Annotated in this window: 12 protein-coding genes; 3 read left to right on the top strand and 9 right to left on the bottom strand. The window is 72.6% G+C overall.

What is annotated here, in order from left to right:
• Nucleotides 1-166 precede the first annotated feature (166 nt).
• Nucleotides 167-874, top strand: coding sequence for a PspA/IM30 family protein (locus G3I40_RS44135; protein WP_164560410.1), 708 nt, complete (start codon nucleotides 167-169; stop codon nucleotides 872-874).
• 180 nt (nucleotides 875-1,054) lie between these two features.
• Here G3I40_RS44135 and G3I40_RS44130 read toward each other — a convergent pair whose 3' ends face one another.
• The 6 genes from G3I40_RS44130 to G3I40_RS44105 all read right to left on the bottom strand — a co-directional run bounded on the left by G3I40_RS44130 (nucleotide 1,055) and on the right by G3I40_RS44105 (nucleotide 8,009).
• Complete coding sequence (locus tag G3I40_RS44130; RefSeq protein ID WP_343245216.1) at nucleotides 1,055-3,721, bottom strand: SpoIIE family protein phosphatase; 2,667 nt, start codon at nucleotides 3,719-3,721, stop codon at nucleotides 1,055-1,057.
• A 223-nt stretch (nucleotides 3,722-3,944) separates the two neighbouring features.
• Nucleotides 3,945-4,361, bottom strand: a complete 417-nt coding sequence (locus G3I40_RS44125; RefSeq protein WP_164560408.1) for an ATP-binding protein — start codon at nucleotides 4,359-4,361, stop codon at nucleotides 3,945-3,947.
• Nucleotides 4,362-4,507: 146 nt separating this feature from the next.
• Nucleotides 4,508-4,927 carry a (deoxy)nucleoside triphosphate pyrophosphohydrolase gene (locus G3I40_RS44120; RefSeq protein ID WP_164560407.1) on the bottom strand — a complete coding sequence of 140 codons (420 nt, stop codon included), beginning with the start codon at nucleotides 4,925-4,927 and terminating at the stop codon, nucleotides 4,508-4,510.
• Nucleotides 4,928-4,949: 22 nt separating this feature from the next.
• A complete protein-coding gene (locus G3I40_RS44115) occupies nucleotides 4,950-5,153 on the bottom strand; it encodes an SPOR domain-containing protein (protein WP_164560406.1) in 204 nt (67 codons plus the stop codon).
• A gap of 220 nt (nucleotides 5,154-5,373) precedes the next feature.
• Nucleotides 5,374-7,083, bottom strand: a complete 1,710-nt coding sequence (locus G3I40_RS44110; RefSeq protein ID WP_203645908.1) for a hypothetical protein — start codon at nucleotides 7,081-7,083, stop codon at nucleotides 5,374-5,376.
• 176 nt (nucleotides 7,084-7,259) lie between these two features.
• The gene (locus G3I40_RS44105) at nucleotides 7,260-8,009 is read right to left on the bottom strand and encodes a GntR family transcriptional regulator (protein WP_164560405.1); all 750 of its coding nucleotides are present in this window, start codon (nucleotides 8,007-8,009) and stop codon (nucleotides 7,260-7,262) included.
• Nucleotides 8,010-8,248: 239 nt separating this feature from the next.
• Between G3I40_RS44105 and G3I40_RS44100 the strand changes: the two genes are divergently transcribed.
• Nucleotides 8,249-9,376 (top strand): threonine synthase, encoded by a 1,128-nt coding sequence (locus tag G3I40_RS44100; RefSeq protein ID WP_164560404.1) that lies wholly within the window; start codon nucleotides 8,249-8,251, stop codon nucleotides 9,374-9,376.
• Nucleotides 9,377-10,158: 782 nt separating this feature from the next.
• Nucleotides 10,159-12,705 (top strand): glycosyl hydrolase family 65 protein, encoded by a 2,547-nt coding sequence (locus G3I40_RS44095; RefSeq protein WP_239092311.1) that lies wholly within the window; start codon nucleotides 10,159-10,161, stop codon nucleotides 12,703-12,705.
• Here the strand turns inward: G3I40_RS44095 and G3I40_RS44090 are convergent.
• The 3 genes from G3I40_RS44090 to G3I40_RS44080 form a co-directional block, all read right to left on the bottom strand.
• Nucleotides 12,698-12,868: a hypothetical protein gene (locus G3I40_RS44090; protein ID WP_164560402.1), complete on the bottom strand. Its 171-nt coding sequence runs from the start codon at nucleotides 12,866-12,868 to the stop codon at nucleotides 12,698-12,700. The genes G3I40_RS44095 and G3I40_RS44090 overlap by 8 nt on opposite strands.
• Nucleotides 12,869-13,121: 253 nt before the next feature.
• Nucleotides 13,122-13,517: an Imm7 family immunity protein gene (locus tag G3I40_RS44085; protein WP_164560401.1), complete on the bottom strand. Its 396-nt coding sequence runs from the start codon at nucleotides 13,515-13,517 to the stop codon at nucleotides 13,122-13,124.
• A 43-nt stretch (nucleotides 13,518-13,560) separates the two neighbouring features.
• A partial coding sequence (locus G3I40_RS44080) for a restriction endonuclease fold toxin (protein ID WP_164560400.1) occupies nucleotides 13,561-17,136 on the bottom strand: 3,576 nt, incomplete at its 5' end.

The raw sequence follows: 17,136 nt of genomic DNA, 5'->3' as shown, positions 1-17,136 counted from the left end.
GGATGGGCGGCGGGGGCCGGGGCGGGTTCGGCGGCGGGGGCGGGTTCGGCGGGGGTGGGCCCGGCAGCTTCGGCGGCGGGGGGACCCGTGGCCGCAGAGGCGGTGGCGGCCGCTTCTGACCCACCCACCTGCTACCGAACCCCCGTACTACGCAAAGGACTTGACCATGACGAAGCAGACGATCTTCAGCCGGGTCGCCACCCTCGCGAAGGCCAACATCAACGCGCTGCTCGACAGTGCCGAGGATCCGCAGAAGATGCTCGACCAGCTCATCCGCGACTACACGAACAACATCAGGGAGGCCGAGGAGGCGGTGTCCGCCACCATCGGCAATCTGCGGATGCTGGAGCAGGACCACAAGGAGGACGTGGACGCGGCCGCCGAGTGGGGCGGCAAGGCGCTCGCCGCCAGCAAGAAGGCCGACGAGCTGCGCGGCGGCGGGAACACGGCGGAGGGCGACAAGTTCGACAACCTCGCCAAGGTGGCGCTGCAGCGCCAGCTCGCGGCCGAGAAGGAGGCCAAGGGCGCCGAGCCGACCATCGCCGCGCAGACCGAGGTGGTCGACAAGCTGAAGTCCGGCCTGGACCAGATGAAGACCAAGTTGGTCGAACTACAGTCGAAGCGCGACCAGTTGGTGGCCCGCGCGAAGACCGCGCAGGCGCAGAACCAGATGATGGACGCCGCGAAGAACATCAACGTCCTCGACCCGACCAGCGAGTTGAGCCGCTTCGAGGACAAGGTGCGCCGCGAGGAGGCCAAGGCGATGGGCAAGCAGGAGCTGGCCGCATCGTCGCTGGACGCGCAGTTCGAGCAGCTGGACGCGCTGGGCGACTCCGCGGAGATCGAGGCGCGGCTCGCGGCCCTCAAGAAGTGACGGCTCGCTCCTTGGGCCGGCGTCAAGTGATGGCTCGCTCCGTGGGCGGGCGTTCGGCCGCGGTCATCCGCCCGAGGCCGGCGAGCAGCAGCACCCCGTAGCCCCACTGGCGCGGGCGATGTTGCCCGCCGGCCATCCCGGCATCGCGGCACGGCGCGCGCCGGGTCACCCGAACGGGCCTCAGAACAGGCTGAGCAGCGCCTCCGTCGGGTCGACCAGGCTCGACTCGCCGTCCGGGAGCGGGAGTTCGAACCAGACGGTCTTGCCGCGGGGGGTGCGGCGTGAGCCCCAGGCCGCGCTGAGCAGGCCGACGAGCTGGAGGCCGCGGCCGCCCTCGTCCGTGTCGCGGGCGCGGCGGCGGCGCGGCTGCACGAGCCCCGCGTCCCACACCTCGCACACCAGTGTGCGGTCGAGCAGCAGCCGGAGTCTGATCTCGCCCTCGCCGTAGCGCAGGGCGTTGGTGACCAGCTCGCTGACGAGCAGCTCGGTGGTGTCGACGAGGGGGTCGAGCTCCCAGGCGAGCAGCTGCGTCCGCGCCAGCTCACGGGCCCGGCCGACGGACTTCGGCTCGCGCGGCAGCGTCCAGTCGCCCACGTTCTCGCTCGGCAGCCCCTGGACGCGGGCCATGAGCAGGGCGATGTCGTCCTCGCCGTGGTGCGTGTCGAGGGTGCTGAGGACGTGGTCGCAGACGTCCTCCAGAGAATCGGAGGGGGCCCGGGCGGAGCCCGGTCGTTGAGGGGTGGCGGCCGGGTGACGGGTGGGCGGATCGTCCAGCGCCGCGCGGAAGGCGGACAGGCCCTCGTCCAGAGGGTGGTCCCGGGACTCGACGAGGCCGTCCGTGTAGAGGGCGAGCAGCGCCCCCTCGGGCACCTCGACCTCCACCTCCTCGAACGGCTCGCCGCCCACGCCGAGCGGCATCCCCGGCGGTACGTCGAGCATGAGCGCACCCTCGCCGGGTTCGACGAGGACCGGCGGCAGGTGCCCGGCGTTGGCGAAGGTGCAGCGGCGGGTGACGGCGTCGTAGACCGCGTAGACGCAGGTCGCGAGGTAGACCTCGGACAGGTCGGCGTCGGACGCCTTGCTGCGGGCCGCGCGGGTCGCCTGCTGGACGCCGCCGGGTGTGCCGAGACCGCGGGCGATCTCGTCCAGCGCGCTGAGCACCTCCGCCGGTTCGAGGTCGAGCAGGGCCAACGTGCGCACGGCCGTGCGCAGTTCGCCCATGGCGACGGCGGCGCGCAGGCCGCGGCCCATGACGTCGCCGACGACCAACGCGGTGCGGTGGCCCGGGAGTTCGATGACGTCGAACCAGTCGCCGCCGACCTCGGTGGCGGCGTTGCCCGGCAGGTAGCGGCAGGCGATGTCGAGGCCGGACGCCTCCGGGTTGTCGGGCGGCAGCAGCGAGCGCTGCAGGATCAGCGCGCGCTCGTGCTCGCGCCGGTACAGCCGGGCGTTGTCGATACAGACCGCGGCGCGCGCGGCCAGTTCCACCGCGAGGGCCCGGTCCCGGTCGTTGAAGGGCTCGCTGCCCTTCGTGCGGGAGAACTGGACGAGCCCGACGACCGTGTCGTGCGCGACCATCGGCACCGCGAGCGTGGACTGCACGAGGCCGCCCGGCTCGGCGGGCAGCAGCTGGGGCCGCGCGGTGCGCAGGGCGTCCGCGCAGGCCGAGTTGAACGGGAAGCGGTGCACCGCCCCGACGTTCACCGGCTCCTCTCCGCCGAGGTCGAGGAACGGCACGTCGGCGACGGCGCTCGCCGCGGCGACCCGGCGCAGTTCGGCGCTGCCGTCGGCGAGGCCGGGCGGTGCCTCGTCGCCCGCGAGCAGCCCCTGGTACAGGTCGACGGAGGCGAGGTCGCAGAAGCCGGGGACGACGACGTCGAGGAGTTCGCGGGCGGTCGTCTCCAGGTCGAGGGAGTTGCCGATGCGCGCCCCCGCCTCGTTCAGGAGGGCCAGGTTGCGGCGGGCGTGCGCGGCCTCGCGGGCGGCGGCGTGCCGCCGGGTGACGTCGGTGGAGAGCCCGGCGATGCCGATGGGCCGGCCCGAACCGCTGTGTACGCGATAGAGGTTGATGGACCAGTGGCGCCGCTCGGAGGAGTCGGGTGCGGTGCCCACGAGCTGCATGTCGGTGACGGCGTCACCGGTCTCCAGGACCCGGTGCAGTGCGGCCTGCACCCGGTCCGCCTCGTGGCGCGGCAGGTAGTCGTGGACGGTGCGGCCGCGGTGGTCGTCGGTCCTGCCGCCGAAGACCGAGGTGAACGTGCGGTTGGCCCGCTGGACCTTGAGGTCGGTGCCGAACAGCAGGAACCCGAAAGGAGATTGGCCGAAAATCGCCTGCGAGGAGGCGAGGTCCGTCTCGATCCGCCGCAGGGTCCGTACGTCGACCACGATGCAGACCGCTGCGCGCTCCCCGGACTCCGTGGTCGTCGGCATCACATAGACCTCGGCGCGGCCCTGCTGGGGCTCGCCGGACCCGTCGCCGGACGGCACCCGGAAGGGGACGTGGCCCGTCCACTCGCGGCCGTCCAGGATCTCCGCCATCTTGCGGTGGCCGCGCTCGCGCAGATCGGCCGGGACGAACGCCTCGATCGGGTCCTTGCCCACGGCGTCCCGCGGCGCGACCCCCAGGAGCTGCTCGGCCCGCCTGCTCCACTGGTCGATCAGCCCGTCGGGGCCGATGGAGAAGGAGGCGACCTTGATGTAGTCGTAGATCGATCCGGGAGGACTGGACTGCCAGAGGTCGGCCGTGCCCGGACCGTCGCCCTCGTGCGGCGTCCGGTCCGCACCCCGCGTCGACGCCGTGTCCGAGGAACCCTCGGACACCTGGGCCTTCGCTGGTATCTCGCTCACGCGAACCGTCCCCTCCAGCTCACCACGTCCGGCACCGGTCACCGGGGCGGCTGCCCGCAGTATCCAGCACTACGGAGCCGCGCAACACGGTGTTCACGATCACACCACGCTCCCGACGCTTTTTGGCCCGTCAGGACCGACTCTTTCCGTACCCAGGGTGGAGGTGCGCCCACACACGGCCGCCCACACCCGCTGCGTTCTGCCTCTTGTCCTGCCCCCTCGTCTAACCAGGCAGAGCCAGCTCGAACCACACGGTTTTGCCACCTGTTCCCGGCCCCGAGGGTTTGGTGCCCCAGCGCCGCGAGGCGCCCGCGACCAGTTGCAGGCCCCGGCCGCCCTCGTCGTCGGGTGCGGCGGCGCGCGCCCGGGGCGGGTCGGGCAGCGGGTCGGAGACCTCGACGAGGAGGGCGTCGCGGCGGGCGCAGGGGCGCAGCAGCCGCACCCCGATGGGGCCCGACGCGTACCGCAGGGAATTGGTGACCAGCTCGCTGACCAGCAGCGTCGTGACGTCGCCGAGCTCTTCGAGACCCCAGGTGGCGAGCTGGGAGCGGACGGCGGCGCGGGCCCTGCGGACGGCGCTCGGGTCGGCGGGGAAAGCCCACTCGGCGCAGTCGCCTTCGGTGTGGAGCACGCCGATCACTTCCCTGGCCCGCGATGAGTACTGTCCGGTTTCAGAGGGTTAATCGGCATATACCCGGACGGGGTGGGGTGCTATCGCGTTCTGCGGGTTCCTGGGGGTGCGGTGGTACGGACGGCGTACGCGAGGCTCAGCCGATCGCGCGGTTCCTACGGGTGCGCGCCCGGCGTGCTCCGTGCGCCCAGCACCTCGGCGACCGCGGGCACGTCCTGGTCCAGCCAGTCGACGCTCCACACGTCGGCCGGCTCCAGCCAGCGCAGTTCGTCGTGGTCCTGGAGCGGGGCGGGTGTCCCGTCGACGAGCCGGGCACGCCAGACGCGCAGGACGTAACCGTCCTTCATCAGCGGCCATTCGCCGGGCACCCGCGCGACCGGCTCGGCCGTCACGCCCAGCTCTTCGCGCAGCTCACGGACGAGGGCGTGCTCCGGGCTCTCGCCGGACTCGACCTTGCCGCCGGGCAGTTCCCAGCGGCCGGCGAGCTCGGGGGGCGCACTCCGTCGCGCGGCGAGCAGGCGTCCGGTGTCGTCGTACAGGGCGGCGGCGACCACCACCACGAGGGGTTCCGTCATGCACCGGAGCCTACGGCCGACGTCAGTGCGCCGTGCCGTTCGGCCCCGGGGCCTGGCTCTGGGTGAGGCGCTCGACCCAGTAGAGCTGCTTGTGGCCGCGGTCGTCGAGGCTGTCGGCGATGCGCTGGGCCTCGGCCCTGGTCGCGTACCTGCCGACGCGGTAGCGGTTGCCGTTGTCGTCCTGGCGTATGACGAGCCATGGCAGCGTGGTCGTGCCGTCGTTCATCGCGCTCCGCCCCGCCCCGATGGCCCCGACTCCGGCTCGCATCGCGTCCCGCCCCCTAAGCGTCCTGAGGAAACCGCAATCCGCATATGCCCGAGCCTACGCCTGACCTTTACGGAGCGGATACGCATTGGCACAAAGAGGTACGCAACAAGCCACGAGCGGGACGTGGTGCGGGGGCGCATCCGCATGGATGCGCCCCCGATTCCCCAGTGGTGCCGGTTCAGCTCGTGCGCACCGTCGGCAACGGCATGAGGACCGGCTCCCCGGTCGGCCGCTTGGTGCAGGCGTCGCCGCACTCCGCGTCCAGGGAGCAGCACAGCGAGCAGATCGGGCCGGACTGGACGGGGCAGTCGGCGACGTCCGGGAGTTCGTACGCCGTCTCGCAGACGCTGCAGGTGTGTGTGGCGGTGACGTCCTCGACCTCGACGTCCGGACCGTTCACCGGATTCGGGCGGGCCAAGTAGTACTTGCCCTTCGTCGCCCAGGCGATCAGCGGGCACAGGATCAGTGCGAGACCGGCGGCGATGAAGGTCGAGAAGGCCTCCGCGTACGCGCCGAACAGCCCGAAGAAGGCGAGGATCGAGACCGTCGAGGCGATCACCATCGACCCGAACCCGGCCGGGTTCACCGCGTACAGGTAGGCGCGCTTGAACTCGATGTACTTGGGGCTCCAGCCCGCCCGCTTGTTGATGACGAGGTCGGCGGCGACCGCCGCGATCCAGGCGATGCCCACGTTCGAGTAGAAGCCGAGCAGCTTGTTGAGCGCGGCGAACATGTTCATCTCCATCAGCGTCAGCGCGATGGCGAGGTTGAGGAAGATGTACCAGACGCGGCCCGGGTGCCTGTGCGTCACGCGGGAGAAGAAGTTCGACCAGGAGAGCGAGCCGCTGTAGGCGTTCGTGACGTTGATCTTGATCTGGGACACCACGACGAAGAGCGCGGCGGCCGGCAGCGCCACCGAGCCCAGCCACGGCTTCAGCGCCTCGACCTGCGGGGCGATGGGTTCGAGCGCGTGCGTCGTGCCGACCGCTTCGAGGGCCACGAAGGCGAGCAGCGCGCCGCCGAGCTGCTTGGCCGCGCCGATGACGACCCAGCCGGGGCCGGCGGCGAGAACGGCCAGATTCCATCGCTTGCGGTTCGCGTCGGTCTTGGCCGGCATGAAGCGCAGGTAGTCGGCCTGCTCGCCGATCTGCGCGATGAGGGAGAGCGCGACGCCGGTGCCGAGTCCGAAGCCGAGCCAGTCGAAGCCGCTGCCCGCGCCCTCGGTGCCGCCGAAGTGGGTGAAGTCGCCGAAGGAACCGGGCGAGTCGAACAGGAGGATGACGAAGGGCAGCACCAGGCCGATCAGCCAGACCGGCTGCGTCCAGGCCTGCACCTTGGCGAGCGCGCCCATGCCCCGGAACACGATCGGGATGACGATGAGCGTGGTGAGCAAGTACCCGACGGGCAGCGGGAGTCCGACGATCTCGTGCATCGCCTGCGCCATGATCGAGCCTTCGAGCGCGAAGAAGATGAACGTGAACGAGGCGTAGATCAGGGACGTGAGGGTGGAGCCGAAGTAGCCGAAGCCCGCGCCGCGCGTGATGAGGTCCATGTCCAGGCCGTACTTGGCGCAGGCGCGGGCGATCGGGATGCCGGTCAGGAAGATGATCGTCGCCGCGCACAGGATCGAGGCGAGACCACTGGTGAACCCGTACGTGAAGACGATCGACGCCCCGATCGCGAAGTCGGCGAGGTAGGCGATGCCGCCGAGCGCGGTGGACGCGACCATCGTCGGCGACCAGCGCCGGTAGGAGTGCGGGGCGTAGCGCAGCGAGAAGTCCTCGCGGGACTCGTCGGCCGCCAGCTTGGCGTAACTGCGCCGGGGCGCGGCCCCGTTGGGCGGTTCGGGGGCCGCCGGATCGGCGGTGGGCAGAGCGGTCTCGGTCATCGTCGGCTTCCCGTTCGTCCATCAGTCAGCGGTATACCGGTAGAACCGGTACGCAGACGGAAGGTAGGAGCCGTGCATGACAATTTGTTGCAGCGGGGGATTGCCCGGCTGTTACGGGAGCCGCGCTCGCGTTAACTCGCGATCACGTGGTCCGGACGACGCACCTCGCGTATCGGTCACTTCACCGGCAGGTGGTATGCGATGCGGTAGCGGTCGGCCGGGACCACGATGTCGGCCGTCTCGACCGCTCTGCCCGAGGCGAAGAAGGTCCGGTGGATGACGACGACGACATGACCGGGGACGCCGCCGAGCGCGCTCAACTCCTCGGCGAGGCCGGGTCGGGCGGCCACTTCCTCCGTCACGTTGTCCACGATCACGTCGATCGCGGCCATGCGCTCGACGACGCCGCAGCCGCCCAGCGGACCCTCCTCGGGGAGCATCACCGGCGTGCGGCCCGTGACGGCCAGCGGCTCCCAGGAGGTGGCCAGCATCATCGTCTCGCCGGCGTCCCGGTACACGTACCTGGTGCACATCACGCGGTCGCCGGCCCGCAGGCCCAGCCGGTCGGCGACGGCGCCGTCCGCCTCCGCCTGCTCGCTGCGCGACTCCCAGGTGCCGCGCGCCGCCGGGTCGGCCTGCTCCTGGCGGAACGGCGTGGAACCCCCCGACTGGTACCCGGAGCGGGCGACGCGGCGCGGCACGGGGCGCTCGCGCACGTACGTCCCCGAACCGGAGCGCCCCTCGACGAGCCCTTCGGCCATGAGGACCTTGCGGGCCTCCAGCGCGACGGTGTCCGAGACCCCGTACTCCTCGCGGATCCTGGCCTGGGAAGGGAGACGCGTATGGGGCGGCAGTGAGCCATTGACGATCTTCCTGCGCAGATCTCCCGCAACGCGCAAGTACGCCGGCTGCTCACCGAATGTCACTGATTGTTCCCCTCAGATCCCCGTGGCTCTCCATCTGATTGACAGACAGCAACAGCCTGGCAACCGTGGGTTGAGGCATGCAAGCGAAGGCCAAGGAATCACTCGAAGTGATGACATGCAGGCGCCAAGGTCTTTACGCAGCGACTTTCTCCAGGTAGAGGGCCTTTCACACACAGACTCCCGCCTCGCGTGCGCGTACGGCCACGGGGAGGGGGGTCGGGTCTGCCTAGGGTGCCTCCATGACCGCCCTTCTTCCCGACTGTTACTGCCCCCTCGACGGGACCCGCGTCCCCGCGGGGTCGCTCGACTGGTGCTGCCCGGTCTGCCGGGGGCCGCTCGACCTCGACTACTCCCCCACTCCGGCGTCCCTCAAGTCGCTGACCGGGCGGGTGAGTTCGCTGTGGCGCTACGCCGAGTGCCTGCCGCTGCCGGCCCCCGACTGCACCCTCGGCGAGGGCCGCACCCCGGTCGTCCCGCTCACCGGGAACGTCTCGGCGAAGCTGGACTTCCTCATGCCCACGCTCTCGTTCAAGGACCGCGGGGCCGTCATGCTCGCCGCTCTCGCCACGCGGCTGGGCCCCGCCCGGGTCATCGCGGACAGCAGCGGCAATGCCGGCACCGCCGTCGCCGCGTACTGCGCCCGCGCCGGCCTCCCGTGCACCGTCTACGTCCCCGAGGGCACCTCGCCCAAGAAGCTGGAGCAGATCGGGGCGCACGGGGCGCGGCTCGACGTGGTCCCGGGCGACCGCGAGGCCGCGGCGCAGGCGGCACGGACGGCGGCCGACGAACCAGGCGTCTTCTACGCCAGCCACGTCCACAACCCGTACTTCCTGCACGGCACGAAGACCTACGTCCACGAACTCTGGGAGGACCTCGGCGGCCGCCTCCCCGAAGCGCTCGTCCTGCCCGTCGGGAACGGCACCCTGCTGCTCGGCGCCGCCCTCGCCGTCGCCGAGCTCCACACCGCGGGCCTCATCGACCGGCGTCCCGCGCTGCACGCCGTCCAGGCCGAGGCGGTCGCCCCCCTCGCCGCGGCGTGGCGGGCCGGGGCCGACGACCTGGTGGGCGAGACCCCGATGGCCCGCACCTTCGCGGAGGGCATCGCCATCCCCCGCCCCGCGCGGGCCCGCCAGATCCTGCGGGCGGTACGCGAATCGGGCGGCGCCTTCCACACGGTGACGGAGGACCAGATCCGGCACGCCCAACAGGACCTGGCCTCGCGCGGCCTGTACGTCGAGTCGACCGGCGTCGCCTGCTGGGCCGCCACCCGCGAGGGCGGCTCCCTGTCCCCCTCCCTCGGCAACCGCACGGCAGTGGTCCCCTTGTGCGGGGCAGGCATCAAGACGGGCCTGGCGACGACCCGCTGAGCCCCACCACCGCTCAGCCGCGTACGAGATCCCACCCCACCCACAGAGCGAACCGAGCGAACTGGTGACAAGGCGGAACGCTCCACCGGAGGGAGAGCCGATCCGGAAGCCCCACCGGAGAGAGAGCCGATCCGGAAGCCCCACCGGAGAGAGAGCCGATCCGGAAGCCCCACCGGAGGGAGAGCCGGTCGGGAAGCCCCACCGGGGATCAGTCGCTCGTCGACGGGAGGGGCCGTGTCGGGGTGCCCCCGCAGGACACCGCAGGAACGCAGCGCCGGATGCCGCGCCGTAGGCGCCCAGGGAACAAGGCGAACAATCCGGCCGAGGAGGTACCCCGGCGCGGCCCCGCACCCCGCGCCATACGGAAGGCGCACACCAGCCCAGCAGAAGACGCCACCCCACCTCACCCGCACCCTACGGAAAGCGCACACCAGCCCGGCCGAGGGCACCGGCACGGGTGGGCCGCACCCCCGCCCCAACCCGCACCGCACCACACCGCACGGTCACCACACAACCCCCCGCCCGGAGGTCACCGTTCGCCCGCCCCGCCTACACCCCCGGCGCGCATACCGCCCCGCCCCTCCCCCACCCCGCACGCTCACCCCGTGACCACCACGCCCCGCCTCCTCGGCCCAGCCCTCGCCCTGGCCCTGGCCGCCCCGCTCCTCCCGCCCACGCCCACGACCGCGACCGCGACCGCGACCGCGACCGCGGCCTCGACCAACACCACGACAACCGCCGAGGCCACCGCAGGCACCCCCTGCGACAGCCCCGCCTGGACCCTGTCCACCCACACCCCCGCCCCGCCCGACGACCCGTTCCACGCCTACGCCGGAAACGGGTACCTGGGCCTGCGCGTCCCCCCGTCAGGCACCGGATACGCCGCGCCCGGCGGACCCGGGGCCAAGACCGGCTGGCCGTTGTACATGCATCCGTACGACGGCGCCTTCGTCTCAGGGCTGTACGCCCGCGGCCCCGCCGGCACCGCCCACCGCCAGGCCGTCGCCGCCCTGCCCACCTGGACCGGCCTCGACGTGACGGCAGGCGGTGAGACGTACGGGCCCAAGAGCCGGACCACGGGTTACCGGCAGAGCCTCGACATGCGTTGCGGCATCGTTCGTACGTCCCTCACGTGGGTGCACAAGGACGGCCGCCGCACCGATCTGACGTACGAGGTGCTGGCCGACCGGGCCCGGCCGCACGTCGGCGCGGTCCGGCTGAGTCTGACGCCGCACTGGAGCGGCAGCGTCACCGTCACCGACCGCGTCGACGGCCACGGCGCCCGCCGCCTCGACCCGACCGGCGCGGGACCGGCGGGCAAGCGCACCGCAGCCGTCGGGTTCCGCACACAGGGCACAGGCACAGACACGGGCACGGGCACGGGCACGGACGGCACGGTGGCGTCCACGCTCCGCGCCCCGGGACGCACCCACACGGCCCGCCCCTCCGACGACCTGAGCACGCAGCAGTCGGCGGACTTCGGCGTGCACACCGGCACCCGGTACGACGTCACGAAGTACGTCGGGGTCGACACCGCCCTCACCTCCCGCACCCCGCGCCCCGCCGCCCTCAGCGCCTCGCAGCGCGCCGCGGCGGCCGGGTGGGACGCCCTGGTGCGCGAACACACCGCCGCCTGGCGGACGTTGTGGGCGTCGGACATCGAGGTCCCGGGACGCCCGGCGCTCCAGGCGCAGGTGCGCGCGGCCCAGTACGGGCTGTTGTCCTCCCTGCGCGCGGGCGGCCGGGACAGTATCGCTCCGACCGGGCTGAGCAGCGACAACTACGCGGGCATGGTGTTCTGGGACGCGGAGACGTGGATGTTCCCGTCGCTGCTCGCGACGCGGCCGCGACTCGCCGAGCCCGTCGTGGAGTACCGGTACCGGACGCGGGGCGCGGCCGCGGACAACGCACGCAAGACGTCCGTCGGCGGCCTCATGTACCCGTGGACGAGCGCGAGTTCGGGTTCGTTGTGGAACGAGTGCCAGAGCTGGTACCCGCCCCACTGCGTCATCCAGAACCACCTCCAGGGCGACGTCGCGCTGGCGGCCTGGCAGTACTACCAGGCGACCGGCGACCGGGCGTGGCTGCGCGCGAAGGGCTGGCCGCTGCTCAAGGGCCTTGCGCAGTACTGGACTTCGCGGGTCACGAAGAACGACGAGAAGGGCGGGACGTACTCGTACTCCGTCAAGGACGTCGCCGGGCCCGACGAGTACAGCAACGGGGTCGACGACGGCGTCTACACGAACGCCGTCGCCGCGACCTCGCTGCGGGCCGCCGTGCGAGCGGCGCGGCTCGCGGGGGCGGCACCCGACCCCCGGTGGACGCGGATCGCCGACCGGCTGCGCATCCCGTACGACGCGCGGCGCAAGGTCTTCCTGCAGTACGCCGGTTACGACATCGACGGCGGCGCCGACATCAAGCAGGCCGATGCCGTCCTGCTGCTGTATCCGCTGGACTGGCGGCCGATGCCGAAGGGGGCCGCTGCCGCGACCCTGGACTATTACGCCGCGCACACCGACCGGGACGGCCCGGCGATGACGGACTCGGTGCACGCGGTCGCGGCGGCGGCGATCGGGGAGCCGGGCTGTGCGACGTACACCTTCCTGGAGCGGGCCTCGCGGCCGTTCTTCCGGGGGCCGTTCGGTACGTTCTCGGAGTCGCGCGGCAGCAAGGCGGGCGCCGGGGACGCGCTGGCGGGCGAGCCCGCGCAGGACTTCCTCACCGGCAAGGGCGGTTTCCTGCAGGTGTTCACGCACGGTCTGACCGGGCTCAGGCTCCGGGACGACGACGCGGTGCGGCTCGATCCGATGCTGCCTCCTCAGCTGTCGACGGGCGTCACCGTCAGGGGACTTCAGTGGCGCGGCCGCACGTACGACGTGGCGATCGGCGCCGAGCGGACGACGGTGCTGCTCACGTCCGGCAGGCCGTTCACCGTGGTCACCGCCGGCGGCCGCAGGACGGTGACCGCGCACGGGCTCACGCTGGCGACCCGGCGCCCCGACCGCACGCCCACCGCGGACCTGGCGCGCTGCCGCACCGCGACGGCGACGTCCGAGGACCCGGGCCAGTACGCGGGCGCGGCGGTCGACGGCAACCCAGCGACGACCTGGCTGCCCGCCAAGGCCGGCGCCGCCCTGACCGTGGACCTCGGCGCGCGGCGGAGTCCGTCACGGGTGACGGTGTCGGGCGGCGCCCGGTCCTACCGGGTGCGGACGTCGGTGGACGGCAGGCGCTGGACGCCGTTCGCCGCGGGGGCCGCGGCGCGGTTCGTACGGCTGACGCAGACGGGCAACGCCCCGGAGCCCGTCGGGGAGTTGACCGTCAGATGAGTTTCGTGTCGCCCTGGTCCTCCAGGACCTTGCGCAGCCCGGACGCGATGGCGGCGCACTCCTCGGGGGTGAGCACCGCCAGGATGTCCGCGTAGTCACGCAGGTGCGCCGCCATCACCTCGTCCGTGAGGGCGGCGCCGCGCTCGGTGAGCCGGATGCTCACGGAAGGGTTCGGCGCTGGCCCTCTACCAGCTGGGCGGGGCGCTGGGTCCGGCAGTGGCGACACTGCTGGTGCTGGGCTGAGCGCCGGGCGCGAGCGGCGGCGTACCGCGAACTGCGCCACCGACGTGACGGCCAGGTGGTCACGACGCCCCGCAGGGCCGGCCTCGAATGCAGACGTACCTGCCCCGCAGGGCCGGCCTCGAATGCAGCCGTACCCTGCGGGGAGCGAGAGGTACGTACCTCTCAGTCCCCGTTCAGTCCTCGATGACGGGCCGCGTCGGGGACAGGAACGGGTCGAGCCGGACCGTCACCTCACCGCGTGCCAGCACCCGCACCCTGAACGCGCCCGGCCCCGGCGGCGCCGGGAAGTCGTCCGAGCGCTCGTACAACAGGCCCCACGCGCCGGGGAAGCGTGCGGCGATGAAGGCGATCAGGGCGTCGAGCTCGTCGGCCTCGTCGCGCCTGCGGTTGACCAGCCCGTCGGCGCGTACGAACCACTCCCCGTTGTGGGCGCGCAGCGCCGCCTCGCCCGTGGACCAGTCGAGCGCCCCGATCCTCGCGCGCAGGGTGGCGAGGCCCTCCTCCAGCGTTCCGGTGTCGGCCTCCTCCGGCGACTCCGCGATGCCGAACCAGCCGTGAAACTCGTACATGCTCCTCTTTCAGGGGTCTCGCTGCGGCGCAGTTCCCACTGCGTCACAAGGGGCTGATGTCGATGACGGGGTCGAGGCCGTAGCGCCTGCCGTAATCCTGGAGCTTGCTGACCACCTCGGCGGTCGGCTGGCCCTCGAAGTGGAAGTACGGGGTGCGGCCGGACTCTATCGCCCGCTCGAACGTCGCCTTCGCCTGGTTGCGGAAGGCGCTGCCCATCTGCATCCCCTCGGGTTTCGTCTGCGCCACGTAGTCGTCGCTGATCGCGTCGAACTCACGGCCCGAGGGGTCGTTCTCGAACTTCATCCGCGACTCGCCGCCCAGCTTCTCGGCGAGCTTGTCGGCGGCCGGGTCAGGCTTGGGGACCTTCTGCAACTCGCCGAGACCGCCGTTGTTCTCGTACGGGGCGAGTCCCAGCGGGTCGCTGGTCGTGCACGGGTTGTGCACGTACCCGGCCGGGTCGGGGGCGGGGTCGAGACCCAGCGGGTCCGGTGTGGTGTACCGGGCGGTCAGCGGGTCGTAGTAGCGGTGGTGGTTGTAGTGGAGGCCGCTCTCCGGGTCGAAGTACTGGCCGGGGAAGCGCAGCGGCGTGTACGCGTCGGCGTCCGCCTTCCACGCCGTGACGCCCCACAGCGTGGCGCGCGACTGCCAGGCGATCCGCCCCTGTTCGTCGACGAGTTCGGTCGGGGTGCCGATCAGGTCCGTGGTGAGGGCGAAGAACCGGCTGTCGATCTCGGCCCGCGTGGCGTCGTCGGTCAGCCGCTCGGTCTGCGTGAGCGGGGTGAGTCCGTCGTAGTCCCAGGTGAGTGTGGTCCGATGGGGCAGTTCCCCGTGGGGCGCCGTGCTCTGCTCGGCGAGCACCGGGCCGTCCCACACGAACTCGGTGCGCTCCACCACGTCCGTGCCGTCGGCGCCGAGGCGCTCCTTGGCGACGCGCCGGCCGAGCGGGTCGTAGCGGTAGCGCCACGACGTCCCGTCCGGGGTGCGTACTTGGGCGAGGCGGTCCTCTGCGTCATAGGTGTACGTCCAGGTGTCGGGCCCCCGCGACAGGCGCTTGCGGGTGCGGCGCACGAGGCGTCCGCCGTCGTCGTACGCGTACCGGTTGGCGCCCGCCGTCAGGAGCCGGGTGCCCTGGTAGTCGCGCGCTCCGGCGGCGTCGCCTCCCGGGTGCCGCTCGGGCCAGCGGGCGTCGGCCGGAGCGCTGCCCGCGCCCTGGTACGCGTACGTCTCCTGCCAGCGTTCGGCGGTGACGGCGGTGACCCGCCCCGCGTCGTCGAGGGTGTAGCCGCGCGGGCCGCGCAGGCTGTCCCGCTCGGCCGCGACCTGCCCGTCGGCGGTGTACGCGTATCCGCGCCGGTGTACGGAACGGCCCCCGTGCGTGAGGTCGCGGCCGGTGATCCGGCCGGTGGCGTCCCGCTGTGTGGTCAGGGTGAGCGCCTCGCCGAGGCGCCGGGTCAGCTCCTCGCCCGCAGGGTCGTAGGTGAACGCGATCGCGCGCCCCGCGACGTCGAGCCGCTCGGTGCGTCCCGCCCCGTCGTAGGCGTAGGTCGTCACCTGCCCGCTCGGCGTCACCCGGCGGGTGCGCCGGCCGGCCGCGTCGTAGGTGAAGCTGAGCGCGCGGCCGTCGGTCAGCTCCGTCTTGACCCGGCCGCACCGGTCGTACTGATAGGTGAGGTCTGCGTCGGGCCCTTGCGCGTGCACGAGGCGGCCCGCCGGGTCGTACTCGTATGTGGTGAGGGCGCCCTGGGCGTCCTTGCGCACGACGCGCCCCATCGCGTCGCGGCCGTAGCGGACCGTGGTGCCGAGCGGCGTATGGCGGGCGGCGACATGGCCGAGCGGGTCGTTGTCGTACCGGGTCGCACGCCCGTCGAAGTCGCTCTCCTCGACGAGCCGGCCGGCGGCGTCGTAGGTGTAACTCCACTGCAGGCCCTGTGGGTTGGTGACCTGAGTGAGGCGCAGCTCGGTGTCGTGGGTGAAGGTGTGGCGCGAGCCGTCCGGGTCGGTGCGGGCGGCGATCAGGTCGAAGTGGGTGTACGCGAAGCGGGTGGTGCGGCCCGCCGGGTCGGTGTGCGTCAGGCAGTTGCCCTCGCCGTCGTACGTCCATGATTCGGTGGCCCCGTCGGGTCCCGTGCGGCGCGCCAGGCGGCCCTCGGGCGTCCAGGCGAAGGCCGTCACGTCGCCGCGTGCGCCGGTGAGTTCGACGATCCGGCCGAACGGGTCGCGGCGCCGACGGCTCGTGCCGCCCGTCGGGTCGGTGCGCTCCAGGAGCAGTCCCGCCGCGTCGTGGCGCAGCCGGGTCACCGCGCCCAACGGATCGGTGACGGTGGCCAGATGACCGTGTTCGTCGTGCGTGTAGTGCGTCGTGCGGCCCGCCGGATCGGTGACGCCCCGGCGCAGTCCCCGCTCGTCGAACTCCTGGCGCCAGCGCGCGCCGCCGGGCAGCGTCAGCTCGACGAGCCTGCCCTGCGGGTCGTAGGCGGCCCGCTGCACGCTCGCGTCGGGCCGGGTGACCGAGACGAGCCGGCCCTCGGCGTCGTACGCGAAGAGCGTCCGGCCGCCGAGCGCGTCGGTCCGGCTGAGCACGCGGCCCCGCCGGTCGCGGGCCGTGCGCACGGTGGCGCCTGTCGGGTCCTTCTCGGCGACGACCTGCAGGCGTTCGTTGACGAGGTAGCGCCAGGTGTGGCCGAGGGAGTCGGTGACGGTCGTGGTGGTCAGGCCGGTCGCGGGGTCCGGAGCCGAATAGTGGAAGTCGGAGCGCAGATGGCCCTCGACGCCGGTCTGGGTGACGCACCGGTCCTGGTCGTCGTAGCCGAAGGTGAAGCGGGAGCCGTTGGTGTCGGTCCAGGAGGTGACGCGGCCCTCGTCGTCGTACGTGAACCGGGTGACGCGTCCTTCGGAGTCGGTGAGGGACGTGAGGTGGCCGTCGTCGTAGCCGTAGCGCAGCAGGGGCCCGGTGCCCGAACCGGCCAGGCCCAGCGCGGTGACCCGCCCGTCGTCGACCGTGAACTCCAGGCGGTAGCCGCCGTGGTGGACCAGGGCGAGGGGCGCCCCGTCCGCGTCGTACTCGGCGGTGACCGTGTGCCCGGCGCGGTCGGTGACGGACGCGAGCAGCGCGGTGCCGTCGCCGCCGGGCTCGGCGCCGTCGGGGGCGTCGAAGGTGTACGTCAGTCCGGTCTCGGGGTCGGCGAGGGTGTAGCTGCCGTCCGGGTGCCGCTCCAGGGGGCGGCCCGGTCCGGCCTCGGGCAGCACCGGTGCGCCGGGGGCGGGGTGCGGATAGGGCAGCAGCAGATTGTCCTCGCCGTGGAAGACGACACCGATCGCGTCGACCTCCAGGCGCTGGTCGATCGTCGAGGACCAGGTGGGGCCGAACCAGCGCCCGGCCCGGTAGGAGGACTCGAAGTCGCGGCGCAGCAGCAGGGGCAGCGTGCCCGGCAGCTCCACGTCCACCTGCGGCAGGAACATCCGCCCGGTGGCGAAGTCGACCGGCTCGCGCCCCGAGCACTTGCAGTTCGGCGGCCTGGACGGGTCGTGCGGGTCGTCCGCACGCCGCCCCGCCCCCTCCGCGTCGTCCCCGAGGCGCTCCGCGCGCCGGGCCGCGTTCGCCGCGTCGGCCGCTTCCTC

Source organism: Streptomyces sp. SID14478 (genome assembly GCF_010548525.1).
Classification (GTDB): Bacteria; Actinomycetota; Actinomycetes; order Streptomycetales; family Streptomycetaceae; genus Streptomyces.
This window is presented reverse-complemented; position numbering and strand designations above follow the sequence as displayed.

What these genes read in the sequence shown, in the direction of transcription:
- G3I40_RS44120 (WP_164560407.1), bottom strand. Translation starts at nt 4,927, where the DNA reads ATGACGGAACCCCTCGTGGTGGTGGTCGCCGCCGCCCTGTACGACGAC.
- G3I40_RS44135 (WP_164560410.1), top strand. Translation starts at nt 167, where the DNA reads ATGACGAAGCAGACGATCTTCAGCCGGGTCGCCACCCTCGCGAAGGCC.
- G3I40_RS44085 (WP_164560401.1), bottom strand. Translation starts at nt 13,517, where the DNA reads ATGTACGAGTTTCACGGCTGGTTCGGCATCGCGGAGTCGCCGGAGGAG.
- G3I40_RS44110 (WP_203645908.1), bottom strand. Translation starts at nt 7,083, where the DNA reads ATGACCGAGACCGCTCTGCCCACCGCCGATCCGGCGGCCCCCGAACCG.
- G3I40_RS44115 (WP_164560406.1), bottom strand. Translation starts at nt 5,153, where the DNA reads ATGAACGACGGCACGACCACGCTGCCATGGCTCGTCATACGCCAGGAC.
- G3I40_RS44100 (WP_164560404.1), top strand. Translation starts at nt 8,249, where the DNA reads ATGACCGCCCTTCTTCCCGACTGTTACTGCCCCCTCGACGGGACCCGC.